This window comes from Streptomyces bobili, from assembly GCF_002154575.1.
GTDB lineage: Bacteria > Actinomycetota > Actinomycetes > Streptomycetales > Streptomycetaceae > Streptomyces > Streptomyces bobili.
In genome coordinates, this window is sequence record NZ_MUBA01000011.1 from 1 (window position 1) to 12578 (window position 12578).

Annotated in this window: 12 protein-coding genes; 10 read left to right on the plus strand and 2 right to left on the minus strand. The window is 72.5% G+C overall.

The features are described 5' to 3' along the window. The 9 genes from BZL64_RS00915 to BZL64_RS00955 form a co-directional block, all read left to right on the plus strand. Window positions 1-168 (plus strand): sugar-binding domain-containing protein (locus BZL64_RS00915; protein ID WP_244205129.1); only part of this gene is annotated, 168 nt, incomplete at its 5' end. A gap of 49 nt (window positions 169-217) precedes the next feature. After that, a complete protein-coding gene (locus BZL64_RS00920; protein WP_086764928.1) occupies window positions 218-616 on the plus strand; it encodes a guanyl-specific ribonuclease in 399 nt (132 codons plus the stop codon). Next, window positions 613-933 carry a barstar family protein gene (locus tag BZL64_RS00925; protein ID WP_086764932.1) on the plus strand — a complete coding sequence of 107 codons (321 nt, stop codon included), beginning with the start codon at window positions 613-615 and terminating at the stop codon, window positions 931-933. The genes BZL64_RS00920 and BZL64_RS00925 overlap by 4 nt, the downstream gene beginning before the upstream one ends. Before the next feature lie 243 nt (window positions 934-1176). Beyond that, window positions 1177-2619, plus strand: coding sequence for a GuaB1 family IMP dehydrogenase-related protein (locus BZL64_RS00930; protein ID WP_167396071.1), 1443 nt, complete (start codon window positions 1177-1179; stop codon window positions 2617-2619). A gap of 308 nt (window positions 2620-2927) precedes the next feature. Further along, the gene (locus BZL64_RS00935; protein WP_086764938.1) at window positions 2928-4397 is read left to right on the plus strand and encodes an amino acid permease; all 1470 of its coding nucleotides are present in this window, start codon (window positions 2928-2930) and stop codon (window positions 4395-4397) included. 10 nt (window positions 4398-4407) lie between these two features. Beyond that, complete coding sequence (locus tag BZL64_RS00940) at window positions 4408-4860, plus strand: Lrp/AsnC family transcriptional regulator (protein ID WP_073493514.1); 453 nt, start codon at window positions 4408-4410, stop codon at window positions 4858-4860. A gap of 155 nt (window positions 4861-5015) precedes the next feature. Beyond that, window positions 5016-6206 (plus strand): MFS transporter, encoded by a 1191-nt coding sequence (locus tag BZL64_RS00945; RefSeq protein ID WP_086764942.1) that lies wholly within the window; start codon window positions 5016-5018, stop codon window positions 6204-6206. Between the two features lie 158 nt (window positions 6207-6364). Continuing rightward, window positions 6365-7153 (plus strand): carbon-nitrogen hydrolase family protein, encoded by a 789-nt coding sequence (locus BZL64_RS00950; protein WP_086764947.1) that lies wholly within the window; start codon window positions 6365-6367, stop codon window positions 7151-7153. Between the two features lie 62 nt (window positions 7154-7215). Then, window positions 7216-8913, plus strand: coding sequence for a flavin monoamine oxidase family protein (locus BZL64_RS00955; RefSeq protein WP_086764949.1), 1698 nt, complete (start codon window positions 7216-7218; stop codon window positions 8911-8913). 36 nt (window positions 8914-8949) lie between these two features. Here the strand turns inward: BZL64_RS00955 and BZL64_RS00960 are convergent, their stop codons facing one another. Next, window positions 8950-9678 (minus strand): DUF5995 family protein, encoded by a 729-nt coding sequence (locus tag BZL64_RS00960; protein ID WP_086764952.1) that lies wholly within the window; start codon window positions 9676-9678, stop codon window positions 8950-8952. A gap of 222 nt (window positions 9679-9900) precedes the next feature. Further along, a complete protein-coding gene (locus BZL64_RS00965) occupies window positions 9901-11112 on the minus strand; it encodes an MFS transporter (protein WP_086764955.1) in 1212 nt (403 codons plus the stop codon). Window positions 11113-11264: 152 nt separating this feature from the next. Here BZL64_RS00965 and BZL64_RS00970 point away from each other — a divergent pair, with 152 nt between their 5' ends. Continuing rightward, window positions 11265-12503: an ROK family transcriptional regulator gene (locus BZL64_RS00970; RefSeq protein WP_086764958.1), complete on the plus strand. Its 1239-nt coding sequence runs from the start codon at window positions 11265-11267 to the stop codon at window positions 12501-12503. The last annotated feature ends 75 nt before the right edge of the window (window positions 12504-12578 follow it).

The following is a 12578-nucleotide window of genomic DNA, read 5'->3' on the forward strand; positions in this document are numbered from 1 at the left end:
GTCGTCGCGATCGCGGGCGGTCAGCGCAAGGCGGGCGCGATCGACGCGGTGCTGCGCTCGGGGCTCGTCACCAGCCTGGTGACGGACACCTCGGCCGCGGACTACCTGATGACGGCGGGCCCCCCGCCCAGGCCCGCCCTGAACCGGGCGGACCCCGACGGGATCTGACCGGCCACGACAGCAGGTCATGAGGGGACGGCCGTGACAGCATCGACGCATGCTGCTGCGGTGCGTCCCCCGTGTGCTTCCCGGCCTGCTGATCCTGCTCACGGCATGCCTGCTCGCCCTGGCGGGCTGTACGACGACCGAGCCCTCCGCCGGACCGTCCCGGTCGGACGGTCCGGCCACCGTGAGAGTCTCCGAGCTGCCGGCCGAGGCCCGGCGGACCCTGGACCTCATCGACGCGGGCGGGCCCTTCCCGTACGCCAAAGACGGCGCCGTCTTCGGCAACTTCGAAGGGCTGCTGCCCCGGCACGAGCGGGGCTACTACCGCGAGTACACCGTGCCCACGCCGGGCTCGCGCGACCGCGGGGCCCGGCGCATCGTGACCGGGCAGGGCGGCGAGATCTACTACACCGACGATCACTACGACTCGTTCAGGGCGGTACGCGAATGACGCAGCACGTGGTCACACTGGACCTCGACGGGGTCACGGACAAGGCCGGCCTGATGGACCGCGCCGCCCGTGCCCTGGACCTGCCCGAGTGGTTCGGGCGCAACTGGGACGCACTCGTCGACTGCCTGTCCGACCCCGGCGTCTGGCCCGCCGAGGGCGCGGACAGGGGGCTGCTGGTCGTCGTACGGGGCTGGCGGCCGTACGCGCGGGAGAACGCGCAGGAGTGGGCGGTCGCCGAAGACGTGTTCGCGCAGGCCGCGGACCGGACACCGGAACTGTCGGTGGCGCTCGCCCTCGGGGGCGGCTCGGGCGCCTGACGAGCGGCATCGCGGTGGCTCGACGGGGGCGGGTTGCGCGGTGCCTGGTCGGCGCGCCGCGCGGGCAGTGGTTCGGCGCGCTGCGCGGGTATCTCTCGGATGTTCCTCCGAATGCCCTCCTGACCAGCCTGGACGATCGTCCCGGATCGGGCATGACGGCTCTCATGGGACAATGAAGTACGTGCTCTGCCCCCTGGCCGGCCGGTCCGGGGGTCACCTCTGATCGACTGGGATGTGCAGCACGTGCGTTTCCTCAACGACATCCAGCCCGCCTACGACCTCACCTACGACGACGTCTTCATGGTGCCGAGCCGCAGCGCGGTCGGGTCGCGTCTGGGCGTGGACCTCAACTCCCCGGACGGCACGGGCACCACGGTCCCGCTGGTCGTCGCCAACATGACCGCCGTCGCCGGACGCCGGATGGCAGAGACCGTGGCGCGGCGCGGCGGGCTCGTGGTGATCCCCCAGGACATCCCGATCGACGTCGTCACCGACGTCATCTCCTGGGTCAAGAGCCGCCACCTCGTGCTGGACACCCCGATCGTGCTCGCCCCGCACCAGACCGTCGCCGACGCGCTGGCCCTGCTGCCCAAGCGCGCGCACAACGCCGGCGTCGTCGTGGACGGCGACGGCCGCCCCGTCGGTGTGGTCACCGACGCGGACCTCAGCGGTGTCGACCGCTTCACGCAGCTCACCGAGGTCATGTCGAAGGACCTGCTGCTGCTCGACGCGGACATCGACCCCCGCGAGGCCTTCAACACCCTCGACGCGGCCAACCGGCGCTACGCCCCCGCCGTCGACGCGGACGGCCGGCTCGCCGGCATCCTCACCCGCAAGGGCGCCCTGCGCGCCACGCTCTACACGCCCGCCACCGACGCGCGGGGCCGGCTGCGGATCGCCGCCGCCGTCGGCATCAACGGTGACTTCGCCGAGAAGGCCAAGCTGCTGCTGGACGCGGGCGTCGACACCCTCGTCATCGACACGGCCCACGGCCACCAGGAGTCGATGCTCAACGCGATCAGGCTGGTGCGCGACCTCGACCCGCAGGTCCCGATCGTCGCCGGCAACATCGTGTCCGCCGAGGGCGTCAAGGACCTGATCGACGCGGGCGCCGACATCATCAAGGTCGGCGTCGGCCCCGGCGCCATGTGCACCACCCGCATGATGACCGGCGTGGGCCGGCCGCAGTTCTCCGCGGTCATGGAGTGCGCGGCCGAGGCGAAGAAGTACGGCAAGCACGTGTGGGCCGACGGCGGTGTCCGCCACCCGCGCGACGTGGCGATGGCCCTCGCGGCCGGCGCGTCCAACGTGATGATCGGCTCCTGGTTCTCCGGCACCTACGAGTCCCCGGGCGACCTCCAGCAGGACGCGAGCGGACGGCTCTACAAGGAGTCGTTCGGCATGGCGTCCGCGCGCGCCGTACGCAACCGCACCTCCGAGGAGTCGGCGTACGACCGCGCTCGCAAGGCGCTGTTCGAGGAGGGCATCTCCACCTCACGCATGTTCCTCGACCCGGCCCGTCCGGGCGTCGAGGACCTGATCGACGCGATCATCGCGGGCGTCCGCTCCTCCTGCACCTACGCCGGTGCCGCCTCCCTGGAGGAGTTCGCCGAGAAGGCCATCGTCGGCATCCAGAGCGCGGCCGGTTACGCGGAGGGCCAGCCCCTGCACGCCAGCTGGAGCTGACCGACGCGAAGCGAGTGCCCGCGGGTCCGGCTCCGGCCGGGCCCGCGGTCTTCTTTCGCGCCGCCTCCCCGACACGGGCTCCTGACGTGCACAGCCGTCGCCGCGCAACGAATAGGCACCCCGCGGGGATAGACGCAACGATCTTGCGGATACGCGCAAGGTTGCTGCATTACACCGGCAACGTTCCGCCTCGTAGGGTCGTGCGCTGTACAAGGTGTGGCGGGGACCCCGCTCGGCGGGTTCCTGTTCACGCAGGGGTGCCGCCGGTCCCCGTCGCTCCGCATTCGCAGCGACAAAGGAGTCAGCGCGTGCTCGACCAAGGCGCACCCCCGCAGCAGCGCGACCGGACCGTCCCCGCATCCCCCGGGCTCGGCGCGCGCCTCATGCGGCGCAAGCCCGTGGAACGCCTGGTCGCCGAGGGTGGCCAGGGCGAGGGAGGGTCCCTGCGGCGCTCCCTCGGGCTGTGGCAGCTCACCATGATCAGTATCGGCGCGACGCTCGGTACGGGCATCTTCGTCGTCCTCGGCGAGGCGGTCCCCAAGGCCGGCCCCGCCGTCACGCTGTCCTTCGTGATCGCCGGACTCACGGCACTCTTCTCGGCCCTGTCCTACGCCGAACTGGCGGGCACCATCCCCGTCGCCGGCTCCTCCTACTCGTATGCGTACGCAACGATGGGCGAGCTGATCGCCTGGATCTGCGGCTGGTGCCTGGTCCTGGAGTACGGCGTGTCGGTCGCCGCCGTCGCGGTCGGCTGGGGCGAGTACCTCAACGAACTGCTCGACGGCACGATCGGCGTGACCATCCCGGCCGCGCTGTCCGCCCCGCCCGGTGACGGCGGTGTCTTCAACCTGCCCGCCCTGATCGTCGTCCTGCTGGCGATGACGTTCCTGCTCGGCGGCGCCCGCGAGTCCGCCCGCGCCAACACCGTCATGGTCGTCGTGAAGATCGCCGCGCTGGTGATGTTCTGCGCGATCGGCGTCCAGGGCTTCCGCTCCGGCAACTACGAGGACTTCATGCCGCTCGGCATGGCCGGCGTCAGTGCCGCAGGGGCCACGCTCTTCTTCTCCTACATCGGCTTCGACGCCGCCTCCACCGCCGGCGAGGAGGCGACGAACGCCCAGCGCGACCTGCCCCGCGCCATCATGCTGTCCCTGGTCATCGTGACCGCCCTGTACGTCCTCGTCGCGGCCGTCGCCGTGGGCGCCAGGCCCTGGCAGGGCTTCGCCGACTCGGAGGCCGCGCTCGCCCAGATCATGCGCGACGTCACCGGCCAGGCGTTCTGGGGCACCCTGCTGGCGTTCTGCGCCGTCATCGCCATCGCGAGCGTCGTCCTGACCGTCCTGTACGGCCAGACCCGCATCCTCTTCGCGATGTCCCGCGACGGGCTCGTGCCCAAGGTGTTCTCCCGCGTCCATCCCAAGACCGGCGCGCCGCGCGCCAACACGCTGATCGTCTCCCTCTTCTGCGGCGTCCTGGCCGCGGCCGTACCGCTGGGCCAACTGGCCGACGCCACCAGCATCGGCACCCTCTTCGCCTTCGCGCTGGTCAACGTGGCCGTCGTGATCCTGCGCCGGACCCGCCCCGACATGCCCCGCACCTTCCGCGTCCCGCTGTCGCCCCTGCTGCCCGCGCTGGGCTTCGCCTTCTGCGTCTGGATGATGGGCAGCCTGTCCACCGTCACCTGGGTGGTCTTCGGTGTCTGGATGGCCGTCGGGCTCGTGTTCTACTTCCTTTACGGCCATCGCCGCTCCCGCCTCGCGTCATCCGAAGTGAAGTGAACGACCCGCAGTGCTGAACGATCTCGACGAACGCATCGTGCACGCCCTCGCCGAGGACGCCCGCCGCTCCTACGCGGACATCGGGCAACTCGTCGGCCTCTCCGCGCCCGCCGTGAAGCGGCGCGTGGACCGGCTGCGCGCCACCGGGGCCATCACCGGTTTCACGGTCCGCGTCGACCCGGCGGCCCTGGGCTGGGAGACCGAGGGGTACGTCGAGATCTACTGCCGGCGCAACACCTCGCCGGAGACCATCCAGCGGGGCCTGGAGCGCTACCAGGAAGTCGTGGCCGCCTCCACCGTCACCGGGGAGGCGGACGCGATCGCCCAGGTCTTCGCCGCCGACATGCGTCACTTCGAGCGCGTCCTGGAGCGGATCGCGGGGGAGCCGTTCGTCGAGCGCACGAAGTCCGTGCTGGTGCTCTCCCCGCTGCTGCGCCGCTTCTCGTCCGGCTCGCCGACCTGAGCGCCGCCCGTCCCGTAAAGGGCTGGTGAGCGAGCCGGGACCGGGTCTACGCTCGATGCCATGACCTGGCGACATTGATCCCGTAGCCATGCCTCCCGAGGGCCGCCTCGGACGCCGTACCCCCGGTGTCCGAAACGTCCCTTCGGGAAGGCCCCATGACTCTCTCACCTGCGCGTGTATCCGTCGCCGAGCCCGGCGTACGGCGGCTCACGGCCACGCTGTACGGCTATGCGTTCCTGGACGAGTTCGTCCTGCTCTATCCGGTGTACGCGCTGCTCTTCGCCGACACCGGACTGTCCGTCGGACAGATGTCCTCGCTGTTCGTCCTCTGGTCGGCGACCGGCGTCCTGCTGGAGGTCCCCTCCGGAGCCTGGGCGGACGCCGTCTCGCGCCGCCTGCTGTTGTGGCTCGGCCCGCTGCTGGGCGCGGCCGGCTTCGCCCTGTGGGTGTCCGTCCCGTCGTACTGGGCCTTCGCCGCCGGCTTCGTGCTGTGGGGGGCGCGTGGGGCGATGGGCTCCGGTGCGCTGGAGGCCCTGGTCCACGACGAGCTGGAGCGGCTCGGCGCGGCGGACCGGTACGCCCGGATCATGGGCCGGGCCCAGGCGGCCGGCCAGGTCGCGGTGATGACGGCGATGGTCCTGGCCGGGCCGGTGTTCGCGGCGTACGGCTATCCGGCGGTCGGCGCGGCCAGTGTGCTGGCCTGTCTGCTCTGCGCGGCGACGGCGACCCGCTTCCCGGAGCACCGCGGCCCCGCGACGGCCGTGCCGGACGGTGAGGGCTGGGCGGCGAGCCTGCGGTCCGGTCTCGGCGAGGCCCGCCGCGACCGCTCCGTGTGCGGCGCCCTGCTGCTCGTCCCGGCCGTCGCCGCCGTCTGGGGCGCCCTCGACGAGTACACCCCGCTGCTGGCACGCGACACCGGCGCCGCCGACGCGACGATCCCCTACCTGCTGGTGATGGTCTGGGCCGGCGTCACCGCCGGAAGCCTGCTCGCCGGCCCGGCCGAACGCCTGGGCCGCCGCGGGTTCGGCGCGCTGCTCACGGCCTCCGCACTGGCCCTGGCCGTCGGTGCGGGCACCGGCACACCGGCCGGCCTCGCCCTGGTGGCCGTGGCCTTCGGCGGCTTCCAGCTGGCGACCGTGCTGGCCGACGCCCGCCTCCAGCAGCGCATCGAGGGCACCGGCCGGGCCACGCTCACCTCGGTCGCCGGCCTCGGCACCGAACTCGCCACGATCACCGTCTACGGCACCTACGCGCAGCTCGCCTCGACGTCCACGCACGGCTCCGCCTTCGCCCTGCTCGCGGTGCCGTATCTGCTCGTCGCTCTTCTGGTCGCCCTGCGCCGATGACAGCGGGCGCGGGGCCGCGCAACGAATCGCCGCCCCGCCCCCCGCGCACGCAACGAACCGCTCACCAGCACGCAACGGCTTCCGCTTGTCCGCGCTGGTCAGCGGACCGTACCGTCTAGGTGTCCCCCACACCCTTCCGCTTCCGGTGAGGAACACGCATGCGCATCGCCCTGCTCCAGAGCTCCGGCCGGCCCGGCTCGGTCGTGGAGAACCTCAAGGTTCTCGACGAGGCCGCCGGCCGTGCCGCCGCCGCGGGCGCCGGGCTGCTCGTGGCGCCGGAGATGTTCCTCACCGGCTACGCGATCGGCGACGACATCGCCCACCTCGCCGAGCCCGCCGACGGCGACTCCGCGGACGCGGTCGCCGACCTCGCCGGGCGGCACGGCCTCGCGGTCGCCTACGGATACCCGGAGCGCGACGGCGAGACGGTGTACAACTCCGCCCAGCTGATCTCCGCCGACGGCGTCCGCCTCGCGAACTACCGCAAGACCCACCTCTTCGGCTGCTTCGAACGCGACCACTTCACGCCCGGCGACCAGGCGGTCGTCCAGGCCGAACTGGGCGGCCTGACCGTCGGCCTCATGATCTGCTACGACGTCGAGTTCCCGGAGAACGTCCGCGCCCACGCCCTGGCCGGCACCGGCCTCCTGGTGGTGCCGACGGCCCAGATGCACCCCTTCCAGTTCGTCGCCGAGTCGATGATCCCGGTGCGCGCCTTCGAGAACCAGATGTACGTCGCCTACGTCAACCGGGTCGGCCGGGAAGGGGAGTTCGAGTTCGTCGGGCTCTCCACGCTGGCCGGCCCCGACGGCGTCGCCCGCGCCCGCGCCGGACGCGAGGAGGAACTCGTGTTCGCCGACGCCGACCCCGCCTTCGTGGCCGCCTCCCGCGAGGCGAACCCGTATCTGAAGGACCGCCGCCCCGGCCTCTACGGGTCCCTGGTCTGACGCCCCTTTCCCCTCCGCTCCTCCCTCCCCCTCTCTTCGTTGCCGCAAGGAGTCCGCACCCCATGACGTCCACCGTGCCCAACGCCGTCGAGCACGCAGACGAGCAGCAGCCGCCGATCACCATGTTCGGCCCGGACTTCCCGTACGCCTACGACGACTTCCTCGCCCACCCGGCGGGCCTCGGCCAGCTCCCGGCGACCGAACACGGCACGGAGGTCGCCGTGATCGGCGGCGGACTGTCCGGCATCGTCGCCGCGTACGAGCTGATGAAGATGGGCCTCAAGCCGGTCGTGTACGAGGCCGATCAGATCGGCGGGCGGCTGCGCACCGTGGGCTTCGACGGCTGCGACCCCTCCCTGACCGCCGAGATGGGCGCGATGCGCTTCCCGCCGTCCTCCACGGCCCTCCAGCACTACATCGACCTGGTGGGACTGGAGACCCGGCCGTTCCCCAACCCCCTCGCGGAGGTCACGCCCTCGACGGTCGTCGACCTCAAGGGTGAGTCGCACTACGCCGAGACGGTCGACGACCTGCCGCAGGTCTACCGGGACGTCGCCGCCGCCTGGAACAAGTGCCTCGAGGAGGGCGCCGACTTCTCCGACATGAACCAGGCCATGCGCGAGCGCGACGTACCGCGCATCCGCGAGATCTGGGCGAAGCTCGTCGAGAAGCTCGACAACCAGACCTTCTACGGCTTCCTCTGCGATTCCGAGGCCTTCCGGTCCTTCCGCCACCGCGAGATCTTCGGCCAGGTCGGCTTCGGCACCGGTGGCTGGGACACCGACTTCCCCAACTCCATCCTGGAGATCCTCCGCGTCGTCTACACCGAGGCCGACGATCACCACCGCGGCATCGTCGGCGGCTCCCAGCAGCTGCCGCTGCGACTGTGGGAGCGCGAGCCGGAGAAGATCGTCCACTGGCCCTACGGCACCTCGCTCGCCGGCCTGCACGAGGGCGGTGAGCCCCGCCCGGCCGTGACCCGCCTCAACCGGACGGCGGGCAACCGGATCACCGTCACCGACGCGAACGGCGACATCCGCACCTACCGGGCCGCGATCTTCACCGCGCAGTCCTGGATGCTGCTGTCGAAGATCGCCTGCGACGACTCGCTGTTCCCGATCGACCACTGGACGGCGATCGAGCGCACCCACTACATGGAGTCGAGCAAGCTGTTCGTGCCGGTCGACCGGCCGTTCTGGCTCGACAAGGATGACGAGACCGGGCGCGACGTCATGTCGATGACGCTCACCGACCGTATGACGCGAGGGACCTACCTCCTGGACGACGGTCCGGACAAGCCCGCCGTCATCTGCCTGTCCTACACCTGGTGCGACGACAGCCTGAAGTGGCTGCCGCTGTCCGCGAACGAGCGGATGGAGGTCATGCTGAAGTCGCTCGGCGAGATCTACCCCAAGGTCGACATCAGGAAGCACGTCATCGGCAACCCGGTGACCGTCTCCTGGGAGAACGAGCCCTACTTCATGGGCGCGTTCAAGGCCAACCTGCCCGGCCACTACCGCTACCAGCGGCGCCTGTTCACCCACTTCATGCAGGACCGGCTGCCCGAGGACAAGCGGGGCATCTTCCTGGCCGGCGACGACATCTCCTGGACCGCCGGCTGGGCCGAGGGCGCCGTCCAGACGGCCCTCAACGCGGTCTGGGGCGTGATGCACCACCTCGGCGGCACGACGGACGGGACCAACCCGGGCCCCGGTGACGTGTACGACGAGATCGCCCCGGTCGAACTGCCGGAGGACTGAGGCCCCCCGCCCTCGCCCCTGTCCCGTCCGTCGGCCTCAGGGCCGGGGTACGACCGCGCCGCCCGGCCAGTCCGCCATCGGGGTCAGGAGCATGCGGCCCGCGAAGCCGACCGCCGCGTCGAGGCGGTCGGCGAACTCCCCGGCCACGTCGGGGAGACGGCGCAGTGCCCACAGGGCACGGGCCGCGGACCAGGTCGCCTCGCGGGCCCGCTCCAGGCTCCAGGAGCCGAGCAGGTGGGTCAGCGGATCGGCGATCTGGAGCAGGTCGGGGCCCGGCATCAGCTCCTCGCGGATGCGTTCCTCCAACGCCACCAGCACCTCGCCCACCCGGTCGAACTCGTCCTCCAGGTCGGCCGGTTCACAGCCGAGGCTCTGACAGGCGTCCACGACGGCGAGCACGAGGTCGTGCCCGATATGGGCGTTGATGCCCGCGAGCGCGAACTGCAGTGGCCGTACGCCCGGATGGCGGCGGAGCTGGAACAGCGGGCGCCAGCAGGCCGGCGGGCGCAGGTCGGCCGTGGCCGCCTCGACGGCGGCGAGATATCTCTCCGCGAACCGTACGTCGAGCGTGACCGCGGCTCGGGCGTCGGGGAACCGGCCGGTGTCGATGTGCCGGTCCACCTCCCGCGTCACGGCGAGATAGACGCGGTTGAAGACGGCGATGCCGTCCCGTGGCGGGAGGGCCGCGTCGAGGGCGCGCATGCGGGAGAGCACCCCCTCGACGGACGTGTCGGGAGGAGGGACGAACTGTTCCAGGTGCGGCATGCAGGAAGAGTCGCAGCCCCGGGCGGGCCCGCGGGCCGGCGGGCCCGCGGCTTCCCCGGAACGGGGGAACGGTTCTTTCGCGGGGAGGTCAACGACGACCGTCGGCCGGTGTGGTCGCCGGTGATGCGGACCGGCGTGCCGCCCGCTCCCTTCGAGCACGCACGGCCCGGACTGTCGCAGCCCGACGCGGCGACCATGCGCCCCACGCCGGGGGCGAGCCGCTCAGGAGCGCGGGCCGGGCACCGCCGCGTCCGGCGCACCCGCCTTCACCGGCGTACGCTCGCCGGCGCGCAGGACGCCCGCGAACAGGACGAGCCCGAAGGCCAGCGCCGTCACCACGGCGAACGACACCATCAGGCTGCTCGCCTGCGCCACCCCGCCGATCAGGCTCGGCGCGATCAGCCCGGAGGTGTAGGTGATCGTCGCGACACCCGCGATGGCCTGGCTGGGATTGGGGCCGCTGTGCCCGGCCGCCGCGAAGCAGAGCGGGACCACGACGGCGATGCCCAGGCCCATCATCCCGAACCCGCCCATCGCCGCCGCCGGATGATCCGCCACCACGATCAGCAGCCCGCCCGCGACGGCCAGCACGCCGCCGGCACGGACCGTGCGGACCGCACCGAACCGGTTCACGACCGCGTCCCCCACGAGCCGGGCCACCGCCATCGTGAGCATGAAGCCGGTCGTGCAGGCCGCGGCGAGACCGGCGGAGGTGCCGAGGTGGTCCTCCAGGTAGACCGCCGACCAGTCCAGGCTCGCGCCCTCCGCGAACACCGCGCAGAACCCGACCGCGCCGATCAGCAGCGCCGAGCGGGGCGGCAGTGTGAAGCGCGGCGGGGCCTCCTCGTCCTCGGTGGGCCGCAGGTCGAGCACCCAACGGCAGGCCAGCAGGCCGAGCACGGTGAGGGCGGCGGCTGCCAGCACATGGTGCAGGCGCGCGTCCGTGCCCAGGTGCGCGGCCAGGGTCCCGCCCGCCGAGCCGATCAGGGCGCCCGCGCTCCACATGCCGTGCAGGCCAGACATGATCGACTTGTCGAGCCGCCTCTCGACCTCGACACCGAGGGCGTTCATCACCACGTCGGCCATGCCCGCGGTGGCGCCGTAGACGAACATCGCCAGGCACAGGGTGAGCATGTTCGGTGCGAGCGAGGGCAGGACCAGTGCCAGCGTCCACAGCGTGAGCAGCCCGCGCAGGGCCGCGCGGCTGCCGTAGCGGTGCGTGATCCGGCTCGCCAGCGGCATCGCGCAGGAGGCGCCGAACGCCGTGAAGGCCAGGGCGAAGCCGAGCTGGCCGGCGCTCACGGAGGCGTGGTCCTGGATCCACGGCACCCGGGTGGCGAAGGAGCCGGTGACCGCGCCGTGCACGGCGAACACCGCGGCCACGGCGTACCGGGCCCGCCGTAGGTCCGACGGTGCGTAGGTCACTTCGCTCATGCCTGGAACCCCTCCTCGCCAGTGTGCCGCCCGGCGCGGTGCCGTGCGCGGGCCGCGTCGTCGCGGCGCCTGCGTAAACTATCAGGGACCCTGCCTGATAAATAGAGGCCGGTCCCGCGTGACGCTCCGGCGCCCATGGGAGGATTCCGCGCATGCCCGCATCACCGAGTACCGCCCGAGCCATCAACGACCGGCTCGCCCTGCGCCTCATGCAGGACCAAGGGCCGTTGACGGCGGGCCAGTTGAAGCAGCTCACCGGCCTGTCCCGGCCCACCGTCGCCGACCTCGTCGAACGCCTCGCCGCCGCCGGCCTGATCGAGGTCGTCGGCGAGGCGGGGGAGCAGAGGCGCGGCCCGAACGCCCGGCTGTACGGCATCGTCACCGGCCGCGCCCACCTCGCGGCGCTGGACGTGCGCACCGAGGGCGTCGCCGTGCTGGTCTCCGACCTGGTGGGGCGGGTGCTCGCCGAGGCGTCCGTGCCGATCGGCGGCGACATCGGCACCGGGCCCGCGGTGGAGCAGGCGGTGACCGTCGTGGAGCGGGCGCTGAAGGAGTCCGGCGCCGACCGGCTGCACACCGTCGGCATCGGCGCCCCCGGTCTGATCGACCCCGCCAGCGGCGAACTGCGTGACTCCTCCGGCCTGCCGGCCTGGCACCGCCGTCTGGTGGCCGCCCTCCAGGAACGGCTCCCGGAGGCCCGCGTGACGGTCGAGAACGAGACCAACCTCGCCGCCCTGGCCGAACAGCGCGAGGGCGCCGCCAGCGACCGGGACACCTTCGTGCTGCTGTGGCTCGGCCACGGCACGGGTGCGGCCGTCGTCCTGGACGGTGCCCTGCGCCGGGGAGCCTCCGGCGGGACCGGCGAGATCGGGTTCCTGCCGGTCCCCGGCACCACCGGCCTGCCGTCGGCCACGGACTGCGAGGGCGGCTTCCACTCCCTGGCGGGCTCGGCGGCGGTGGTCGCGCTGGCACGGGAGCACGGAATCGGACCGGCCCGGGAACCGGTGCCCGGCGAACCGGAGGCCGCGGCCCTGGTACGGGCGGCGGTGGCACAGTCGCCGGACGCTGCGGACGGGGCCGCCGACAGCACCCCGGGCAGCGGCCTCGACACCGCCTCCTGCGGCCGCTTCCTCGACGCCCTCGCCGACCGGCTCGCCATCGGCGCCGCCTCCGTCGTCGCCGTCCTCGACCCCGGGTGCGTGGTGCTCGGCGGGGAGGTCGGCCAGGCCGGCGGCGAGGCCCTCGCGACACGGGTGGCGGACCGGCTGCGGCGGATGGCACCGCTTCCCACCCAGGTACGCCCGAGCCTCCTGGGCGGTGCCGCCGTACTGCGCGGGGCACTGCTGACGGCACGGGAGTCCGCCCAGGAGGAACTGTTCGGGGGCCAGTGAGTTTCTCCGTGAGCGGTCACGCCATGGAGAGGCCCGGCGGCGGGCAAGGGCCGTCGTCACCGCCGCCGGGCCGGT